At 36.8% G+C, this 19407-nt stretch carries 19 protein-coding genes; 12 read left to right on the top strand and 7 right to left on the bottom strand.

All coding sequences use genetic code 11. From position 1 onward, the window contains the following. The first annotated feature begins 19 nt into the window (after positions 1-19). Positions 20-2020, top strand: coding sequence for a YhgE/Pip family protein (locus ACUXEY_RS08660; RefSeq protein ID WP_461300475.1), 2001 nt, complete (start codon positions 20-22; stop codon positions 2018-2020). Positions 2021-2059: 39 nt separating this feature from the next. On the opposite strand, the gene ACUXEY_RS08655 is transcribed toward ACUXEY_RS08660, so the two are convergent. The 3 genes from ACUXEY_RS08655 to ACUXEY_RS08645 all read right to left on the bottom strand — a co-directional run bounded on the left by ACUXEY_RS08655 (position 2060) and on the right by ACUXEY_RS08645 (position 5116). Further along, positions 2060-2440 (bottom strand): VOC family protein, encoded by a 381-nt coding sequence (locus tag ACUXEY_RS08655; RefSeq protein WP_461300474.1) that lies wholly within the window; start codon positions 2438-2440, stop codon positions 2060-2062. Positions 2441-2482: 42 nt separating this feature from the next. Then, positions 2483-3640, bottom strand: a complete 1158-nt coding sequence (locus ACUXEY_RS08650; protein WP_461300473.1) for an acyltransferase — start codon at positions 3638-3640, stop codon at positions 2483-2485. A gap of 258 nt (positions 3641-3898) precedes the next feature. Beyond that, entirely contained in the window at positions 3899-5116 is a 1218-nt protein-coding gene (locus ACUXEY_RS08645; RefSeq protein WP_000649373.1) for a dicarboxylate/amino acid:cation symporter, read from the bottom strand. Positions 5117-5338: 222 nt separating this feature from the next. On the opposite strand from ACUXEY_RS08645, the gene ACUXEY_RS08640 reads away from it, so the two are divergent. From ACUXEY_RS08640 to ACUXEY_RS08620, 5 genes are all read left to right on the top strand, one after another. Then, entirely contained in the window at positions 5339-5641 is a 303-nt protein-coding gene (locus ACUXEY_RS08640) for a PTS sugar transporter subunit IIB (protein ID WP_001023539.1), read from the top strand. Positions 5642-5655: 14 nt separating this feature from the next. Then, positions 5656-6957 (top strand): PTS cellobiose transporter subunit IIC, encoded by a 1302-nt coding sequence (gene celB / locus ACUXEY_RS08635; protein WP_461300472.1) that lies wholly within the window; start codon positions 5656-5658, stop codon positions 6955-6957. A gap of 9 nt (positions 6958-6966) precedes the next feature. Continuing rightward, on the top strand, positions 6967-7284 hold the full coding sequence (locus tag ACUXEY_RS08630) for a PTS lactose/cellobiose transporter subunit IIA (RefSeq protein ID WP_376906654.1): 318 nt from the start codon (positions 6967-6969) through the stop codon (positions 7282-7284). Positions 7285-7417: 133 nt separating this feature from the next. Continuing rightward, complete coding sequence (locus ACUXEY_RS08625) at positions 7418-7867, top strand: LytTR family DNA-binding domain-containing protein (protein ID WP_461300471.1); 450 nt, start codon at positions 7418-7420, stop codon at positions 7865-7867. A 3-nt stretch (positions 7868-7870) separates the two neighbouring features. Then, positions 7871-8275, top strand: coding sequence for a DUF3021 domain-containing protein (locus tag ACUXEY_RS08620; RefSeq protein ID WP_210625416.1), 405 nt, complete (start codon positions 7871-7873; stop codon positions 8273-8275). A 93-nt stretch (positions 8276-8368) separates the two neighbouring features. On the opposite strand, the gene speD is transcribed toward ACUXEY_RS08620, so the two are convergent. Together speD and ACUXEY_RS08610 are read right to left on the bottom strand one after the other, a co-directional pair. Then, entirely contained in the window at positions 8369-8740 is a 372-nt protein-coding gene (speD, locus tag ACUXEY_RS08615; RefSeq protein WP_000456841.1) for an adenosylmethionine decarboxylase, read from the bottom strand. 27 nt (positions 8741-8767) lie between these two features. Continuing rightward, positions 8768-10129, bottom strand: coding sequence for a polyamine aminopropyltransferase (locus tag ACUXEY_RS08610; RefSeq protein WP_461300470.1), 1362 nt, complete (start codon positions 10127-10129; stop codon positions 8768-8770). Between the two features lie 399 nt (positions 10130-10528). Between ACUXEY_RS08610 and ACUXEY_RS08605 the strand changes: the two genes are divergently transcribed. From ACUXEY_RS08605 to chbG, 5 genes are all read left to right on the top strand, one after another. Next, a complete protein-coding gene (locus tag ACUXEY_RS08605) occupies positions 10529-10831 on the top strand; it encodes a PTS sugar transporter subunit IIB (RefSeq protein WP_001023569.1) in 303 nt (100 codons plus the stop codon). Positions 10832-10847: 16 nt separating this feature from the next. After that, positions 10848-12155 carry a PTS cellobiose transporter subunit IIC gene (gene celB / locus ACUXEY_RS08600; protein WP_429602352.1) on the top strand — a complete coding sequence of 436 codons (1308 nt, stop codon included), beginning with the start codon at positions 10848-10850 and terminating at the stop codon, positions 12153-12155. A 183-nt stretch (positions 12156-12338) separates the two neighbouring features. Then, complete coding sequence (locus ACUXEY_RS08595) at positions 12339-12662, top strand: PTS lactose/cellobiose transporter subunit IIA (RefSeq protein WP_000989055.1); 324 nt, start codon at positions 12339-12341, stop codon at positions 12660-12662. 3 nt (positions 12663-12665) lie between these two features. Further along, positions 12666-13991 carry a 6-phospho-beta-glucosidase gene (gene celF, locus ACUXEY_RS08590; protein WP_000145748.1) on the top strand — a complete coding sequence of 442 codons (1326 nt, stop codon included), beginning with the start codon at positions 12666-12668 and terminating at the stop codon, positions 13989-13991. Between the two features lie 48 nt (positions 13992-14039). Then, entirely contained in the window at positions 14040-14744 is a 705-nt protein-coding gene (gene chbG / locus ACUXEY_RS08585; RefSeq protein WP_429602351.1) for a chitin disaccharide deacetylase, read from the top strand. Between the two features lie 38 nt (positions 14745-14782). On the opposite strand, the gene ACUXEY_RS08580 is transcribed toward chbG, so the two are convergent. Then, complete coding sequence (locus ACUXEY_RS08580) at positions 14783-15964, bottom strand: chromate transporter (protein ID WP_461300469.1); 1182 nt, start codon at positions 15962-15964, stop codon at positions 14783-14785. A gap of 189 nt (positions 15965-16153) precedes the next feature. On the opposite strand from ACUXEY_RS08580, the gene exsM reads away from it, so the two are divergent. Further along, a complete protein-coding gene (gene exsM, locus ACUXEY_RS08575) occupies positions 16154-16567 on the top strand; it encodes an exosporium regulatory protein ExsM (RefSeq protein ID WP_461300468.1) in 414 nt (137 codons plus the stop codon). Positions 16568-16666: 99 nt separating this feature from the next. Here exsM and ACUXEY_RS08570 read toward each other — a convergent pair whose 3' ends face one another. Continuing rightward, positions 16667-19342: a PRD domain-containing protein gene (locus ACUXEY_RS08570; protein WP_461300467.1), complete on the bottom strand. Its 2676-nt coding sequence runs from the start codon at positions 19340-19342 to the stop codon at positions 16667-16669. Between the last annotated feature and the right edge of the window lie 65 nt (positions 19343-19407).

Raw genomic sequence — 19407 nt, 5'->3', positions numbered from 1 at the left:
AGGAGAAGGAGTATGTTTCATGAAAGGAATTCAACTTATATTTAAAGATTGGAAAGCGATGTGGCACCATAAACATGGACGTATCGCTTTAATTTTTTTATTAATCGTTCCTTTAATTTATTCAGGATTCTTTTTAGCTGGATATTGGGATCCATATGGAAAATTAGATAAATTACCTGTTGCGATTGTAAATTTAGATAAGGGTGCTGCGATGGATGAAAAAACAATTCATGCGGGAGACGATTTTGTAAGAAATTTAAAAGAGAATAAGGAACTAGATTTTCATTTCGTATCAGAAAAAAATGCTGATGAAGGGTTAAAAGAAGATAAGTATTATATGGTTGTTACGATTCCGAAGGATTTCTCTAAAAAGGTAAGTACACTTATGGATGAGAAACCAGAGCCAGCACAACTTCAGTACAAAGTAAATCCGGGTAAAAACTTTGTAGCAGCTCAAATTGGAACGACAGCTGTTGAAAATATGAAAACAAAAATTTCAAATAGTATTACGAAATCTTATACAGAAGGTGTCTTTTCAAAGTTTCAAGACTTAGCGCAAGGATTGAGTGATGCAAGTAATGGCGCTGAGAAGTTACATGAAGGAACGATATCTGCAAGAAATGGGGCCAATCAGCTTGCAGATGGTATTCATCGTTTAAGTGACGGGACATCAAAAGTGAAAGAGGGAAGTGAAAAACTTGCTGCTAGCCAATCAGCCTTAACTGGTGGAGCAAATGAGCTAAGTCAAGGAGCGATCTCACTTCATAGTGGGATGGAGTTATTGACGCAAGGTGAAAAAACTTTACAATCAGGGATTAGTGAATTAAGTGCTGGTACAAACGAATGGGTGAACGGAAGTGAGAAACTTGCTGAAGGACAAGTGAAAGCGGACAATGCAGCAAATAGTGTAAAGCAACAATTAGAAGAGTACGTGGAAAGTCATCCAGAAGTGCAACAAGATCCTGCCTTTCAAAAGATTATTGCTACTTCTAATGGATTAGCTAAAGCAACAAACTCTTTAAATAATAGCCAACAACAATTGACGCAAGGCGCGAAGAAGCTTGCTGACGGTCAACATAAGATTGAAGAAGGCATGAATACATTTGGAGTTAAGTTAAATGAGGCTACTACTGGAACGAAAAAGATTGCAGATGGTGCTGCGAATTTAGCTAATGGATTTACGAAGTGGGGAAGTGGATTTACAACATTACAAGAAGGTGTAAATCACCTTGCGAGTGGTGGAACAGAACTAAATCATGGTGCTGATCAGTTAACGAACGGACTTGTTAAACTTGACGATGGCGCGAAAGAACTTTCTACGAAATTGGGAGATGGAGCAGAGAAGATAGCGGATGTTCGCAATGATGATACACGCAATACGATGTTCTCAGAGCCAGTTCAATTAGTGAAGTCGACAGTTTCTGATGTACCTAATTACGGTTCAGGTATTGCACCATATTTCTTATCACTTGCATTTTATGTTGGCGGAATTATGGCATCGAATATTTTACCTCTTGGCCGTAGACAAAATATGAAGGTAAGCGGAACGGTACATTTTATTAATAAATTAGGATTAGTATATGTAATTGGACTTATTCAAGCATTACTAGTAGATGTAGTTGTGCTAGGAGTTATGAAATTAGAAGTTGCAAGTGTGCCACTCTTTATTTTATCAAGTATTGTTATTTCCTTTACGTTCATGACATTTATTCTTATGTTAGTAACGGTATTTGGTCTCGTTGGAAAGTTCTTAGCGGTAACGCTTCTCGTCTTGCAATTAGCGACGAGCGGGGGGACTTTCCCAGGAGAATTAAATATAGCTGTTCTTAGTAAGATTGGACAATTTCTCCCAATGTCCCATTCTCTTAGAGGATTGCAAGATGTGATCTCTTTAGGGGATTGGTCGCAATTACAAATACAAATTTTAATATTGTTATGCTATCTCGTTGTTGCGGGGGGAATTGCTTGGATTACGAGCCATATACAACATAAGGAAACGAATGCAGAACAAGTTTCCTAAAATGAAAGAAGCTATCCGGTTTTTCGGATAGCTTCTTTTTTATTTGCGTTCCATTACCGCAAAGTAATTGTTTTCATTATCAGCGAAGTTAAATGCTCTACCAGTAGGCAAATCTACAACTTGTCCAACTGTAACACCTTTCTCAGAAAGATTTTTATACAGTTGATCTAAATTATTAGCGAAGAACATAAGTGAAGGAGTACCTAAGTTTAATTCAGGTTGCATCTTCGCAATTAACGCTTTATCGTGAAGGACGATGCTTGTGCCTGCATCTTTTGCTGGAGCGATTTCAATCCAGCGAAATCCTTTTCCGTTATTTTCTTCAGCGATGATTTGGAACCCTACTTTTTCTGTCCAAAATTGTACTGTTTCGTCTTGGTTATTTACATATAACATAATTTGTCCAATTTGATTAATCATAGGTGTGTCCTACTTTCTTTTCTTGTATGGAATTCTATTATATCAAAGATATGGTTTGAATACTTTTTCATGATTTTTTCGAAGTACAATCTTCGCCCATTTCACATTCGTCGTAGGAGAAGGGCCTGTAATCCACGTATGAAGAGGTAGTGTACTGCAAATGACCATTGCTGAAATTGAGATTGTGGCCGTTATTGTAAATAATAATAGACTATATAATATTGTGTTTTCTTGCAGTGTGAATAAAGAAAGAAATTTTGTACATAGTTGCAAGAAGAAAAAGTGAGCTAAATAAGCACCGTACGTGTAATTCCCGATAAATCGTAAAGCTTTATATAAAAAACCGCGTCGCTGTACGATTGTAATAGATAGCACGTAAAGTATAATAATTTCGCATACGATATATAAAAACATAGACGGTTTTAAATAAGTCGAAACGGTTAAATGAATAGAGTTTGCTCCGTAAAAACTAAATAACTCATAATTAATGAATAAAAATAAGATGAAAAATAATATTGTGATAAGTGGGATATGTTTCATAACAAATGTACGCCACGTTTTTAGTGCGACAGCAGCGATTCCTCCCATGACGAAATAGAACGAGTAGAAGAAGAAAGAACGATCTGTATAATGTAAAATGGTTGAGCTAGTCAATTTTTCTCCATTAAAAATGTAGTGAGAAGAATACCACATTAAGAGGAAATATAGAGAAGCAAAGATGGTCATATATTTATATATGTCTTTTTTATTTTCTGTTCGTTTTTGAAACCAATAAAATAGTGTGCACAGCAAAGGGAACAATAAGTGAATTTGGAACATCATAATTACGTACCAAAGATGAGGTGCGGCCGTTCCGAGTAATACACTTTTTATCCCGCTTTGTAATGTGATCATATCGTTTGTTGTTAATAAGTAAAGAATAGACCAGAAGGAATAAGGAATGAGTAAATGTGCGGCTTTTTCAGAAATATATTCTTTGTATACTAATTGCTTTGTATAGTGACGAATTAAATGAAATCCAACGATAAATATGAATGCAGGTGCTGAAAATTTTGCAAGGTTAAATAGCATGCCCATAATGAGGGATTGCTCAAGTAAAACATGTCCTTGATTCATTGTATATAATAAAGAACTTTGCAAAACGACAGCGAGGAATGCAATGCTTTGCAAAACTTTAAATTCTGGTGCGCTTTGTGTCATTATTTCCATCTCCTTTTCCATACATGATTATAGTACGGGGAATGGATAAGAGGTGTGGAATATTTGTGAAGTTTTTAACAAATTTGTGGCGAGAGGAAATGAATGAGATTATATCAACGATTTTTCGGATATATCTATCACAACTTCAAATATATCGACGATTTTTTCAATATATCGACGTTTCGACAAGGGATATCGACTTATCAACAAATAACGACAAAAAGAGGATGCTCGTTAGGAGCATCCTCTTTCTATCTATTAAGCAAATTTGTTTTTGATCCAGTTCTTACCTTCTACAAGGCGAGCTGTCATTACGGCACAAGCGTTATCTGCTGTTACGTTTAACATTGTTGCAGGAGGATCAATGATTGTACTAATTGCTGCAATAATTGGTAATGCTTCTGGCGGGAATCCGTATAGAGAAACGATTAACATTTCACCAATCATACCGCCGCCTGGAATAGCACCCATTACTGTTCCTACTAATAGAGAAACAACAAGTGCGATTGCTAATGTTTTCGGTCCTTCGAATTCCATGTTGAAAATACCGAATAAGAAAGCAATTTTTAATACGCCGCCTAAAACAGATCCGTCTTTATGAAGTGTAGATCCAAGAAGGACAACTGTTTCACGAACGTCAGACGAGATACCCATTTTCTTCGTTGCTTCCAAGTTCGCTGGAATACTAGCAGCACTACTACAAGTTGCAAGAGATGTAACTGTAGGAGAGACCATGTTCTTCCAAAATACTTGTACACCTTGTTTGCGACCTGCAAGGTATGCATAGAAAGTGAAGAATACAAAGAAGTAAATGAGAGACGCTGGATAGTATACCATTGCTGCCCGGAAGTAAGTTCCAAGAAGTTGTGGTCCAAATTCACCAACTAATGCTGCGAAGTAAGCAGCAAGTCCGATTGGAGCGTAGTACATAATGAAAGATACCACTTTCATCGAAATTTCTGCACCAGCTTGTAAGAATGTAGCGAATGGTTTTCCTTTTTCACCAACTGCTGAAGTTGCAACCCCCATTAAAATAGAGAAGAAAATAAGTGCTAACATATTTTCTCGAGATAGTAACTTTGAGAAGTCAGATACTGTTAGAATACCGACGATTTGATCTGCAACACTAACTGCCTTTTCAGCTTTATCAGGCTGCGTTAGTTCTAATACAACACCTTGTGCTGGCGGGAATACCTTCACGACAATAATCATAAAAATAGCAGCTAAAATACTTGTAAATAAGAAAGTCCCAGCCATACTAGACATAATTTTACCGAAACGTTTTAATCCATCCATATTAGCAATAGATGACGCGATGCTAAAGAACACTAACGGTACAACAATCGTAAACATTAAGTTTAAGAAAATGTCACCAAGCGGCTTTAAAGCAACTGCATCGGCACCCATGAAATAACCAATGAAACCACCAATTAGGATAGAAGATAATAAAATAAGTGGAAAGCGATATGCCTTCATAAATATATCCTCCTATCAATTAAAAAAATCATACTGAATTATTATAGCGAGTTAAAGTCCTCTTTACTAGGAGAATAATGATAGATGGAATAGCGTGAAAAACGAGAAATTTTTGTTTTTAAGCTCGGCATACAGCAGGAAATCTAGACATATATATTTGTAACCTAGTGGTGGCAAAGGATGCACCGTAACTTAGGTTTGGAAAAAGGGGAGGGAAAAGGGATGAATATTTTACTTTGCTGTGCAGCGGGAATGTCTTCCAGTTTAATTGTTACGAAAATGGAGAAAGCAGCAGAGGCAAGAGGAATAGAGGTAAAGATTTGGGCAGTATCAGGTTCTGAAGTAAATAGTCACATAGATGAAGCTGATGTACTTTTACTTGGACCACAAGTACGTTATTTATTACCGAAAATGAAAGAGTTATGTAAGGAGAAGGGAGTACCTGTTGATGTCATTCAATCTGTCCATTACGGACTTTGTAATGGAGAAGCTATCTTACAAGCAGCTTTGTCAATGAAACCATGAGGAGAGTGGGATAGATGATACGGTTTTTAGAGAGATATGTAATGCCAGTAGCAGGGAAGGTTGCAGAACAGAGGCACTTGCTAGCGATTCGTGATGGACTTGTATTGACGATGCCTTTCTTAATTATAGGATCATTTTTCCTCATCATTAGTGCTTTACCAATACCAGGTTATAATGATTTTATGGCCGGTTTGTTTGGGGAGAATTGGCAGAGGGCTTTGGGGTATCCAGTTAGTGCAACTTTTAATATAATGGCTTTAATAGCTGTTTTTGGAATCGCTTACAGACTTGGAGAATATTATAAAGTGGACGCTTTAGCATGCGGGGCATTGTCGCTTGTGACGTTTTTACTTGCGACGCCATTTCAAGTTGCATATATTATACCAAGTACAAAAGAGAGTGTACTTGTAGAAGGTGCTATCCCAGCTGCATTAATGGGAAGCCAAGGGTTATTTGTAGCAATGATTATTGCACTTATATCTACTGAGCTTTATCGGTTTATTGTACAAAAAAAGATAATTATAAAGATGCCAGAGACAGTTCCACCAGCTGTGACACGTTCATTTGCCGCACTTGTTCCAGGATTTATTGTTGTAACGGTTGTTTGGATTTTACGTTTAATTATAGAAAATACTTCTTTTGGCAGTATCCATAATATTGTAGGGCAAATTTTACAGGAACCACTTAGTGTACTTGGTGCTAGTCTTTGGGGCGCAATAATAGCTGTTATTCTCGTTCATGTTCTTTGGTCATGTGGAATTCATGGAGCTACTATTGTTGGTGGTGTAATGAGTCCCGTTTGGTTGTCGTTAATGGATCAAAACCGAGTTGCTTACCAAGCAGGGCAAGATATACCAAATACGATTACTGCACAGTTTTTTGATTTATGGATTTATATGGGCGGTTCCGGTGCAACACTTGCTTTAGTTGTAGGAATGTTATTATTTGCCCGAAGTCAGCAATTAAAAAGTATAGGTAGATTGTCAATTGCGCCTGGTATATTTAATATTAATGAGATGGTAACTTTTGGGATGCCGATTGTCATGAATCCAATTTTATTAATTCCATTTATATTGGTTCCAGTTGTGTTAACAATTGTTTCTTACTTTGCAATGGAATGGGGATTAGTTGCTCGTCCGAGCGGAGCTGCTGTACCTTGGACGACACCGATTCTTTTTAGTGGATATTTAGGATCGGGCGGGAAACTTTCAGGTGTTGTTTTACAACTTGTTAACTTTGCGCTTGCATTCTTCATTTATTTACCGTTCTTAAAAATATGGGATAAACAAAAAGTAGCGGAAGAAAAGGGGGAGTAAAGAACTAAAATGGATACGATAGAAACGAAAGCTTTTCATTTGATTTTGCATGGGGGAAATGCGAGAAGTTGTTCAATGGAAGCAATTGATTGTGCAAAGCGTGGAGAGTTTACAGAAGCAGAAGCTAAATTACAAGAAGCGTTAAAGGAATTAAAAGAGGCGCACCGTGTACAAACGGATCTCATACAAAAAGAAGCTGGTGGTGAAAAGACCGAAGTTACCCTTCTGATGGTACACGCGCAAGATCATTTAATGAATGCAATTACGGTGAAGGAATTAGCGAGTGAATTTGTAGAATTATATAGGAAGATGTCAATGTCTGAATAAACCTTGCGTATGCAAGGTTTTTTTATGTTGTATAAAGAGACAGTTATGATGAAACAAAAACCACTTACGCAGGATTATATTTATTATTTCCAAGTTTATGTAAAAATGAAATTGTAAAGGGGGTGGGGAATAGATGAAAGTTCGCATCGAATTGGACCCATCAAAACAAGAAGTAGAAATTATTATAAAGACAAGCGAAGTAACAGATGAAATTCAGCAGATTTTAAAAATAATTGAAGGAGGGAATGTGAATCAAATTGTCGGTGTATTAGATCAGCAGTATTATTTATTATCTTTAAATGATATTTTTTGGTTTTATACAGAAGGACGAAAAGTAATGGCGAAGACAAGGAAAGGGAGTCTGGAAGTGAAAGCCCGTTTATATGAGTTAGAGGAACAGTTAGCTGGAAAGCGGTTTGCTAGATTTTCTAAGTCGATACTTGCAAACTTAGGTCATGTCACAAGCTTTGAAATGTCTTTTAGTGGAAGTATGTGTGCTCATTTTTCTAACGGAATGAAAGAATATGTTTCGAGAAAATATGTACCGCTCATTAAAGAGGCTTTAAATATAGGAGGAGGTTAAAAGATGTTTGAGAGAATTGTTAATAAAATAGCTTTTGGATTCGGGATGGCGATGTTATATAGTTTGTTGTTTTTATGGATTGGTTATGTAAAAGGAATGGAAACAGTGGAAACAAAAACATTAATTATGTATTTAGTTACGGCAAATTTAGTAGGACTTATCTTCTCTTTCGCTTCATTTATTTTTGAAAAAGAAGAATGGAGCATATTAAAGCAGACGATGACTCACTTTATTGTTTTACTAGGGGCATTTTTGCCTACAGCCATTTGGATTGGTTGGGTTCCAAATCGTTTCGGTCCGATTCTTGTTTGCATAGGAAGTTTTATTGTTATTTACTTCATTATATGGTTTATGATGACGTTATATTGGAAGCGAAAAATCACAAAATTAAATCATCGATTAAGGTGAAAAAGATATATATGTTTCTGTACCATCAGTGGAATGTTCGTTCCACTGATGGTAGTAACAATCCTCCTTTTTACAAATGAGTAAGGTTGATATTTAATCGGTAGTAACAATCTCCCCTATACCACGAATTAGTTTTTTTATATTCATCTCATTTGGTTTTAATATACTCACGATATAATCAATCGCTATTTGCGGTTCAACGGTCGTACCACACGTATAACAGTCAATGGCTGCAAAGTTTTTTTCTGGATAAGTGTGAATAGAAAGGTGGCTTTCTGATAGTAAAACTAAAACAGTAACACCGTGCGGTTCGAATTCTTTTGCACTTACGTTTAAAACATGGGCACCTGAGTGATCAGCAGCGGTAACTAAATGATATTCTAAAAAGTGAACATCATCTAATAGGGAAAAGTCCACTCCCCATAAATCTACTATTATATGCTTACCGAAAGTAGAGTATTCCATAAGGTAGCACTCCTCACTATAATATCGTTAAAACTCCATTTCTTTTTTATAACACTGATGTAGGATAAGGTTTGATTCTGAATTTAAAAGGGCAAGATTACGCTGTTCGAGATGTTCTTCTTTAAATTGAAATAAGGGAGAAAGAAGAGAAGGTAATGTTTGTGGAGTTGGTACAACATATAATTGCTCAATTTGATCGAGTACATAGTCAGAATTAGCCGCAATATGAAATCCCCAGTCAGTTCCGAAAGAAGGAACGATTGTATGATAACTCTTCACAGTTAATCCAGCATGTTCAATTGTGTTACCGATACTCCAATATACAAGGGGTGCATCAGCAGGTGAATTAGATTGACAGACGAATGCGCCATCTTCTGTTAAAAACGTAGCGATACGAGCGAAAAGTTCACTTGTATATAAAGTACTTAACAACTCTGTCGCTGGGTCTGGAAAATCAATAATGATTACATCGTATAAAGAGGAAGGAGAATTCAGAAATTCCTTTGCATCACATACGTGTGCATTCACACGATTATCAAAAAATGCGCTATTGTTCAAAGAAACTAATTCAGGAATGTTACGAGCCATATCAATCATCGACCCATCTAAATCAACAAGGTCTACATGTAGCACAGTTTCATATTTCAAAACTTCTCGTAAAGCAAGGCCATCGCCACCACCTAATATGAGAACACGTTTTGGGTCAATTACCTTTGACATAATTGGATGAACGAGTGCTTCATGATAAATTTGCTCATCGACGGAACTAAATTGTAGTTGCTTGTCCAAATATAAACGAACATCGCTTACTTGTAACAAAGTAATATTTTGATAATTACTTTGTTGTGCAAATAAACTTGTATGCTCGCCATTTTCTATCTGTTGTAGAGAAATTGCATCCCATACATCTAAGTTGTGTGAACTTGTTTCTATTATAGGTTCCAATTGTTCCTGTTTGTCCTGTTTGTCCTGTTTGTCCTGTTTGTCCTGTTTGTCCTGTTTGTCCTGTTTGTCCTGTTTGTCCTGTTTGTCTTGTTTGTCTTGTTTGTCTTGTTTGTCCTGTTTGTCCTGTTTGTCCTGTTTGTCTTGTTTGTCTTGTTTGTCTTGTTTGTCTTGTTTGTCTTGTTTGTCTTGTTTGTCTTGTTTGTCTTGTTTGTCCTGCTTGTCTTGTTTGTCTTGTTTGTCCTGTTTGTCTTGTTTGTCCTGTTTGTCCTGTTTGTCTTGTTTGTCCTGTTTGTTCTGCTTGTCTTGTTTATCCTGCTTATTTTCTATTTCTTCTTGTTCTAGTCCTAGTTCAAATTTGTCAGAGTCTAATTCAGAACGCTTGTCTTTTTTATAGCTTGTTATTCTATAAATCTTTATTTTGTTCTGTTTTCTATGTTTTGGCATAGGAATCCCCTTTCGAATTGTGTTATTTTATTCTATTCTATGTAATTTAGTAGAGTTTGATTGGACAATAGATAGAAGAGTGTGTTCAAGAGAGGTTTATTTTTTTACTAGATTTTCATGTTAAAAAATTTTTTAGTGTTTTTTGTTTTAAATACAACTAGACAACTAAACACTAATCTATTTTCATACAGTTATGTGTTAAAAGAATGTTGTTTTATAACACACTGTGTGTTTTTTTGGTGACACACTAATTGAAAGCGTTAACACACAAAGGAAATGCTCGAAAAAGCACTGATTTTAGTGGTTTTAAAAAGTTGGCACGCTAATTGCATTAATAAATAGCGTAAAGAAAAATAAATAAAACATAAATTTTTTATACTACACAAGGGGGATTTTCAAATGAATATTTTATTATGTTGCTCAGCAGGGATGTCTACAAGTTTACTAGTTACAAAAATGGAAGCGGCTGCAAAAGCTCGCGGTCTAGAAGGAAAGATTTGGGCTGTATCTGGGGATGCAGTAAAAACAAATATCGATCAAGCAGATGTATTATTACTAGGACCACAAGTTCGTTACATGCTTTCTTCTATGAAAACGCTTGCTGATGAGAGAAATGTTGGAATCGATGTTATTAATCCAATGCACTACGGCATGATGAATGGAGAAGCAGTTTTAGATCACGCATTAACACTTAAAAAATAATTAGGGGGGAAGCGAAATGCAAAAGTTTATTGCATTCATGGAGAAATATATTGTTCCTGTCGCTGGTAAAATCGGATCGCAACGTCATTTAGCTGCGATCCGTGATGGATTTATTGCAGTTATGCCACTTATTTTAGTTGGTGCACTGGCATCACTAATTAATGGTTTTCCGTCTGAAGCTTTCCAAGATTTCATGAAAGGTTTGTTTGGTGAAACGTGGAAACAAGTTGGCGGTGGAATGTGGACTGGTTCTTTCGCGATTCTAGCACTAATCATAGCATTTACAACAAGTTATAACTTAGCAAAATCTTACGGCGTTGATGGTTTGTCAGCAGGTATTATTTCATTTGGTGCGTTAATTATTCTTACGCCAACAACACCGAAAGAAGGCGGATTGAACTTAGCTTGGACAGGTGCACAAGGGTTATTCGTAGCAATTATTGTGGCGCTCCTTGTTACTGAGGTATTCCGTTTCTTTGTACAAAGAAACATTACTTTAAAAATGCCTGATGGAGTACCACCAGCAGTTTTAAGATCGTTCGCAGCTATAGTTCCGGCATTTGTTATCTTAACAGTAGTTGCAGGTATTCAATTAGCGGTGAAATTAGCTGGTACAAGTGTTCATGAATTTATCTTTAATACGATTCAATCACCACTGCAAAGTTTAGCAGGGACATTACCAAGTGCAATTGTCATTGTACTCCTTGTTCATCTTCTTTGGTTCTTCGGTTTACATGGTCCAAATATCGTTGGTGGTATTATTGAGCCATTATACTTACCGGCATTAGAGAAAAACATGAAGTTATTCCAAGGTGGTACATCTGCATTTGATGTTCCAAACATTGTTACAAAACCATTCTTTGATACTTTCGTATATCTTGGTGGTTCTGGTGCAACATTAGCGTTCTTAGTCGTTGTATTAATTGTAGCGAAAAGTGCACAATTACGCGGTGTATCTCGTCTATCAATTGGACCTGGTGCATTCAACATTAACGAACCAGTAATCTTTGGTACACCAATTATTTTAAATCCAATTTTATTCTTACCGTTTATCATAACACCAATTGTATTAGTAATTACTTCTTATACAGCTATATCTATTGGCTGGGTACCAAAAACAGTTGTGATGATTCCATGGGCAACACCACCAATTATTAGTGGTTATCTTGTAACAGGTGGACATCTTTCAGGTGCACTCCTACAGTTATTCAACTTTGTAATTGCGATGGTAATCTATTATCCATTCGTTGTATTATGCGATCGTTCTGTTGTTCGTACTGAAAAAGCAGCAGCACAAGGAAATAACAACTCTGTACCTATGTAACATAAAGGTTGTTCTCGCAGACAATATTGTCTGTGAGAACAATCACCTTTATACCATGTTCAAAAAGATGAAACCCATCTACAAGAACACCAAACTATCATTCATAAAATAATAATTTAATAGACATGTTCAAACTGAAGGGGTATTTAAATCGGTTGAACCATAATAGAGAGGACGGTAATTATGATGACTACAGCAGAACAAATTCCATTCCAATTAATTTTAAATAGTGGTAATGCACGAAGCTTTGCGATGGAGGCACTTCAATTTGCCAAACAGGGGAAAATGGCAGAGGCTGATGAAGCAATGGTGAAGGCGAAAGAAGCGATTAATGAAGCGCATCATTTCCAAACAGAGCTCATACAATCAGAAGCAAGAGGAGAAAAAACAGAGGTTAGTGTTCTTTTAATTCACGCACAAGATCATTTAATGAATGCGATTACAGTAAAAGAATTGGCGGCAGAATTTATTGACCTTTATAAAAAATTAGAAGCGAAAGGGGAATAAAGCATGACTGGAATTAAAATTGCTACAATCGGCGGTGGATCTAGTTATACACCAGAGTTAATTGAAGGGTTTATTAAACGTTATGATGAGCTTCCTGTTCGTGAAATTTGGTTAGTAGATATTGAGGCAGGAAAAGAAAAATTAGAAATCGTTGGCAACTTAGCGAAACGTATGGTGAAAAAATCTGGTTTACCAATTGAGGTACACTTAACGCTTGATCGCCGCGAAGCATTAAAAGATGCTGACTTCGTAACAACGCAGCTTCGCGTAGGTTTATTAGAAGCTCGTGCAAAAGATGAAGCAATCCCATTAAAATATGATGTAATCGGTCAGGAAACGAATGGTCCTGGAGGTTTATTCAAAGCATTGAGAACGATTCCTGTTATTTTAGATATTTGTAAGGATATGGAGGAGCTTTGTCCGAATGCATGGTTAATTAACTTTGCGAATCCAGCTGGTATGGTAACAGAAGCTGTCCTTCGTTATACAAATATTCAAAGAGTAGTTGGTCTATGTAACGTTCCAATCGGAATTCGCATGGGTCTTGCAAAATTACTTGAAGTAGATGCAAGTCGTGTCCACGTTGATTTTGCAGGTTTAAATCACATGGTATACGGATTAGACGTATATTTAGATGGCGTAAGTGTAATGGATCGTGTGTTAGAGCTTGTAACAGATCCAGAAAAGCAAATTACGATGGAAAATATTGCAGCGCTTAACTGGGAGCCAGACTTTATTCGAGGCCTTCGTGCAATTCCATGTCCATACCATCGTTACTACTACAAAACACGTGAAATGTTAGAAGAAGAGAAAGAAGCTTCGGTTGAAAAAGGTACACGTGCAGAAGTAGTAAAACAATTAGAAGATGATTTATTCGAGTTATATAAAGACCCGAACTTAGATATTAAACCACCACAATTAGAAAAACGTGGCGGCGCTTATTATAGTGACGCAGCATGTAGCTTAATTACGTCTATTTACAATAATAAAGGTGATATCCAGCCTGTTAATACACGAAACAACGGAACAATTGCAAGCTTACCGCATGATTCGGCTGTTGAAGTGAACTGTATTATTACGAAAGAAGGTCCAAAGCCAATTGCAGTTGGAGATCTTCCAGTACCAGTTCGCGGCTTAGTACAGCAAATTAAATCATTTGAGCGCACAACAATTGAAGCTGCTGTTACAGGGGATTATCATAAAGCGCTGCTTGCTATGACAATTAATCCACTTGTACCATCAGATAAAGTGGCAAAACAAATTTTAGATGAAATGTTGGAAGCACATAAAGAACATCTTCCACAGTTCTTTAAAAAGGTAGAGAAATAAAGCGGCGCTATTTAGCCCGCTTTTTTTATTCTATTAGGAGGTATTACGATGATTAAATTAATTGTAAATGCAGATGATTTTGGTCTTACAGAAGGTACAAATTACGGCATTATTGATGGGCATATAAATGGACTTGTAAATTCAACGACGATGATGATGAATATGCCAGGAACAGAGCATGCGGTACGCTTAGCGAAAGAGCATAACTTACTCGGAGTAGGCGTACATCTCGTATTAACAGCAGGGAAACCGCTTCTTGGAGACGTACCATCACTTGTAAGTAGCGATGGTTTGTTTCATAAACAAAGTGTCGTATGGGAAGGGAAGGTAAACCCAGAAGAAGTCGAGCGAGAATGGACTGCTCAAATTGAGAAATTCCTATCTTACGGATTAACACCAACTCATTTAGATAGTCACCATCATGTGCATGGCTTACCGATCTTGCACGATGTTCTTGAGAGATTAGCGGCTACGTATAATGTTCCGATTCGTCGTTGTGAGAAAGAGCGAGCAGTACGTCCGTTTTCTGACGTATTTTACAGTGACTTTTACGCAGATGGTGTGACGGAAGATTACTTTGTGAAGTTAAAAGAAAGAGTACAGGGTGAACAAACGGTAGAAATTATGGTTCATCCAGCGTATATTGATCCAGAGCTTGTGAAGCGTTCTTCTTATGTAATGGATCGGGTGAAAGAATTGCGTATTTTAACAGAGAGCGAGTTGCCTGAAGGAATAGAACTTGTGAAGTTTTAATAGAAAAACGACGGCTATATCATGCCGTCGTTTTTTATTTACAAAATGGATAGAATATATCCGCCAAAGGCTCCGAGTATAACGATAACCCAAGGTGGTGTTTTCCAAAAAGCGAGCAAGCAAAATAGAAGAGACGCGAAAACGAAATCTACAGCGTTCATAATTGTGCTTGTCCAAATTGGATCATAAAAAGCTGCTAATAAAATACCGACAACAGCTGCATTGACTCCAAGTAGTGCGCCTTGTATGAAAGATATTTTTCTTACACTGTTCCAAAATGGTAAAACACCAATAACGAGTAAGAAAGCAGGAAGAAAGATTGCAATTGTTGCGAGTAGTGCTCCAAGCGTTCCGTTTAACACTGCGCCTATATAAGAAGCGAATGTAAATAGTGGTCCTGGTACGGCTTGTGTTAATCCGTATCCAGCTAGGAACTGTTCTTTCGTCATTATTCCGTTTTGTACGAACTCACCTTCAAGAAGAGGTAGCACGACGTGTCCGCCTCCAAATACAAGTGCACCAGAGCGGTAGAAACTATCAAATAAAGCGATGTAATAAGAGAACGGTCTTAATATTGGTAGCAGCAGTAATAGTCCAAAGAATAAGACGAGACAAGAAACTGCTATCTTTTTTGAAATAGGTACTTTTATATGTTGAGATTGGCTAATTGGTTGGTTGCGATATAAAAACCAACCGATAAAGCCAGATATTATAATGAGGATGACTTGTGTCCAGCTGCTTGGCCATAATAAGGCGATTGCGGCAGTTACAATAGCGATCGTCGCACGATTTCGGTCTGGCGTTAATTTTTGCGCCATTCCCCATATGGCATGAGCGACAATAGCGACTGCTACAAGTTTTAGTCCATGAATCCAGCCAGCACTTCCAAGATCGAACTGATTAAGGAATGAGGCGAAGAAAACTAAAACGAGCACAGACGGTAAAGTGAATCCAATCCATGAAATAATAGATCCTAATAGGCCGCCCCTTAATAATCCAACCCCCATACCGACTTGACTGCTAGCGGGACCAGGAAGGAATTGACATAATGCTACTAAATCTCCATAGCTTCGTTCATCCATCCATTTTCTTTTTTGTACATATTCGTGGTGGAAATAGCCGAGATGGGCGACAGGGCCACCAAACGAAGTAAGTCCTAATTTAAATGAGATGAGAAAAATCTCTAATAATGTGTGAAAAGTGTATTTGTTTTTTTCCAAAACGACCTCCGAGAATGTTTTTCTATGTGCATTATACAAGAAATAGTGAGGCAAAAGGAACGATTCTAATGTAAAGATTGTGTGAATCTTTTCTTCGTAATTAAAGTTTGAAAAAGTCATAAATGATTATGTATAAACCATAAAGTAGTAGAAGTAGTGCTGGGAAATTTATATGAGGAGAATGCCCGTATGACAACACATTTCTTTGCGAGGTTAACAGGCAAGAGGGAAATACCTCCTGTAAATACAGAAGCTTTTGGCGTAGCAGAGTTTATATTTAGTGGTGATTTAAAGAAATTACAATATCGGGTCATATTGAAAAACATCGAAAAAGTTACATCATGCCAAATTCATTTAGGGAAAGCGGATCAAATTGGCCCAGTTGTTTTAAGTTTATTTGGTCCGTTAAAGCAAGGGATTAGTGTAAATGAAGGAGTCGTTACTGGTGTAGCTAATGTGGAAGATTTTGAAGGGCCGTTACAGGGGAGAGCATTTGATAGCTTACTGCAAGAAATCATCCAGGCGAATGTGTATGTAAATGTTTATACGAAGTCCAATAAGAAGGGCGAAATCAGGGGGAGAATCAGGAAAGTAAAGAAGTAGAAAAAAGGCTGTCCATATTTTGGAACAGCCTTTTTTCTATAAGGTATAAATTTTATCGATTATTGTTGGTAAATCGATATATTAAAACAACTACCTCGGTTAATTTTTTACAGGCTGATTTTTAATGAAGAAGTCCATAACATAAAACACTTCGTCATCAGGTATTTGTATTTCAAATGTATTTTCAATCGGTTGCAATGCTTTTTTCACTTTCATATACATCCAGTACTCATCTTGTCTTCGTTTCTCTTTATCTGGATGAGGGAGAAGGCTTTCTCCTTTTTGAAGACGGTCCACCATACAGCTCATATGCAGAATCACACCCATTAAGCTGTCAGGAGTTAGCTGTAAGGAAATTAATTCTTGAATTGTATTTAATGCGTAACGAATTGTTTTAATAAGTAGTGCTCCGTCATTGCGCTGCATTTGTTGTTCAAGAATATCAGCCATTTTTGCATATGTTTCTTCATACGTAATTAATTCTTGAATTGGCTGAATTGCTGTGTAGTTTACAATGTCTTGGAAATGATACGTTAAGCATGGCACCTGCACATCGAAATTCGTGACGATACAAATGATATTCCGCTCTTTTTTTATGTTCTCAATCATTTTCGTTAAATCTTTTTCATGGACGATACTAATCGGAATAATTTCAATTAAGTCTTTGTCAAATCGCAAATAGTTCTCTAACATTTTTTGAATAGCTAAAGCACTGCCTTCTCCAGTTAAACAAGCTGTCAAAATAACAGATTTCATTGGCGATAGTGGTTTTTTCTTTTCTTCTTGTACGTTTAAGTAAAACGGTGTTAAATTCTTCACTGTTTCATATAAGGCATCTAACGAGTAGCCAAGCTGAGCTTTTCGAGCTGCTTCTAGTGCATGTGGAGTGCTCGTCATGGAAAGAACACGCACTGGAATTTTGAACTCAGTTTCTAATATATCACCAATATAAGCGAGGGATCCCATATCAACGAGTAAGAGAAGCCCGTTTACATTTTGAAGTGTTTTCATATACACTTTCACACGCTCTAAGAAATCTTTCGGCGATTCATGTAACGGCATATCGATACCGGTTACTTCCTCAATGCCGAGCAGTTCGTTTGCAACGTTTGCCATTTCTGTTGCGATACCGTTACCGTGCGCTAATATTAATACTTTTACTTCTGTTTGTGAAGCAGGAATTGGGTCAACAACGAAGAACATTGTTAAAAAGCCCGCTTCATCGATAGGCATTGTTATTTGTAATTCGTCTTCTAGTAATTGAATGCATTGCATAGCTACGGAAAACGCTTCTTTATATTTCGTACGAATTTGATTTAATTGTGGGTGATGAATTTGTTTTCCAGCTTGCAAACGTTGTAGAGTTGTCTGTACATGTAAGCTTAAAGCGAGAAATACTTTTTCATCAAACGTCTTAGATAAATGCTTTTCAGCAAGTTCTGCAATTCTTTCACAAACGGAAACGATATTACGATCCACAATTTTAAAAACATTTTCATGACTTGTTTTTTTGGACATTTGGTTAAAATATTGTACGAAAAAGCTTTGAAGATCATTTTCTATAAGTAATTCTAATTCGTCCTCTTCAATACCACGAGCTTGAAGTTCTTCGTATTTATAATCAATATAATCGTAAATAGAAGACTGTTTTTCATTTTCTATCTTATGATTACTCCAACCTTCATTACCTGTAAATATAAATGTTTCATTTGGTATTTGGTATAGATGACGGCTCTTTCTTTCAATGAATAGCCCTTCTTTCATATACCAAGGTAAATCTGTACTTGAAACATGGACAGAATCACGTTTCTTTGTCACGAAGTCAGAATAGGCTTTTGCACAGGCAATTTGTACATCCGTTTTTAATTGACCGATGTTATTGGGACAATTGTAAAAGACGAAAGAACGCATTGCATTCGGACTAACGTGAATTTCTTTTCGCAAGCGAATTGCTTCATTTGTGAAAAATAGTTGTAGTAAAGCAAAGCGTTCTTTATGTGTACGCTCACGAAGTGGTGGCAGCGTAACAGTCATCGGGATACGTCTTGTAAATGTTTTTAATAAAAATGAATTTGGTTCTTCTGTTGTTGCAGTAATGATTAATACTTGTGCTTTACGTTCGTTTTCTGTTTCTCCAAGGCGGCGGTATACTCCGCGGTCAATAAAGGTGAAAAGCATTTCCTGTCCCTCGGGAGGAAGACGATGTACTTCATCTAAGAAAAGAATTCCTTCATGTGCTTTTTCAATTAACCCTTTTTGATCGCTTGCCCCTGTATAAGCTCCTTTTTTAATCCCAAATAACTGCCCGAGTAGTAGCTGTGGATTATTCGCGTAATCAGCACAGTTAAAGACGATAAATGGTGCATTTTTAGGAAGTTGGTCAACTTCAATTGCATATTCGTGCATTAAAGAAGCGAACATAGATTTTCCGACTCCTGTTTCTCCGAGCAGTAAAGTATGCATACCGTTTGGAGGATAGAGAATAGAAGCTTTCGCTTTTTCAATTGCGATTTTAAGGCTCGTATTTTCAATTGCAAATGTATCTAATGAAGTCACTTCTTTTGAATGCGTTTCCAACGAAGCGTTCGTTTCTATATAAAAACGAACAGGACGCGTATTTGTTTTTAATAAACGTTTATCTTTTACAAGTTTGTTTAAGTCACTACTTACATTGGCGCGATCTAGTTGCAACTGGGTAGCTAGTTCTGATGCGGTTACACCTTCTGTATAATTGCCTTTTTGTATTGCGTTAAAAATGAGATCTATTCGTTTCATTTCTATTCACCTCGAAACTTCATCACTATTTAAAATTTTACACAAAAATGGGAAGGGTGGGAAGA

The organism is Bacillus sp. F9_6S_D1_P_5, assembly GCF_054823925.1.
Note: the sequence above shows the minus strand (reverse complement) of the source record. Positions and strands in the feature narration are given on the sequence as shown.

Excerpts from the sequence above, each read along its gene's own strand:
- ACUXEY_RS08660 (WP_461300475.1), top strand. The coding sequence starts at position 20 with ATGAAAGGAATTCAACTTATATTTAAAGATTGGAAAGCGATGTGGCAC.
- ACUXEY_RS08655 (WP_461300474.1), bottom strand. The coding sequence starts at position 2,440 with ATGATTAATCAAATTGGACAAATTATGTTATATGTAAATAACCAAGAC.
- ACUXEY_RS08650 (WP_461300473.1), bottom strand. The coding sequence starts at position 3,640 with ATGACACAAAGCGCACCAGAATTTAAAGTTTTGCAAAGCATTGCATTC.
- ACUXEY_RS08645 (WP_000649373.1), bottom strand. The coding sequence starts at position 5,116 with ATGAAGGCATATCGCTTTCCACTTATTTTATTATCTTCTATCCTAATT.
- ACUXEY_RS08640 (WP_001023539.1), top strand. The coding sequence starts at position 5,339 with ATGAATATTTTACTTTGCTGTGCAGCGGGAATGTCTTCCAGTTTAATT.
- celB (WP_461300472.1), top strand. The coding sequence starts at position 5,656 with ATGATACGGTTTTTAGAGAGATATGTAATGCCAGTAGCAGGGAAGGTT.
- ACUXEY_RS08630 (WP_376906654.1), top strand. The coding sequence starts at position 6,967 with ATGGATACGATAGAAACGAAAGCTTTTCATTTGATTTTGCATGGGGGA.
- ACUXEY_RS08625 (WP_461300471.1), top strand. The coding sequence starts at position 7,418 with ATGAAAGTTCGCATCGAATTGGACCCATCAAAACAAGAAGTAGAAATT.
- ACUXEY_RS08620 (WP_210625416.1), top strand. The coding sequence starts at position 7,871 with ATGTTTGAGAGAATTGTTAATAAAATAGCTTTTGGATTCGGGATGGCG.
- speD (WP_000456841.1), bottom strand. The coding sequence starts at position 8,740 with ATGGAATACTCTACTTTCGGTAAGCATATAATAGTAGATTTATGGGGA.
- ACUXEY_RS08610 (WP_461300470.1), bottom strand. The coding sequence starts at position 10,129 with ATGCCAAAACATAGAAAACAGAACAAAATAAAGATTTATAGAATAACA.
- ACUXEY_RS08605 (WP_001023569.1), top strand. The coding sequence starts at position 10,529 with ATGAATATTTTATTATGTTGCTCAGCAGGGATGTCTACAAGTTTACTA.
- celB (WP_429602352.1), top strand. The coding sequence starts at position 10,848 with ATGCAAAAGTTTATTGCATTCATGGAGAAATATATTGTTCCTGTCGCT.
- ACUXEY_RS08595 (WP_000989055.1), top strand. The coding sequence starts at position 12,339 with ATGATGACTACAGCAGAACAAATTCCATTCCAATTAATTTTAAATAGT.
- celF (WP_000145748.1), top strand. The coding sequence starts at position 12,666 with ATGACTGGAATTAAAATTGCTACAATCGGCGGTGGATCTAGTTATACA.
- chbG (WP_429602351.1), top strand. The coding sequence starts at position 14,040 with ATGATTAAATTAATTGTAAATGCAGATGATTTTGGTCTTACAGAAGGT.
- exsM (WP_461300468.1), top strand. The coding sequence starts at position 16,154 with ATGACAACACATTTCTTTGCGAGGTTAACAGGCAAGAGGGAAATACCT.
- ACUXEY_RS08570 (WP_461300467.1), bottom strand. The coding sequence starts at position 19,342 with ATGAAACGAATAGATCTCATTTTTAACGCAATACAAAAAGGCAATTAT.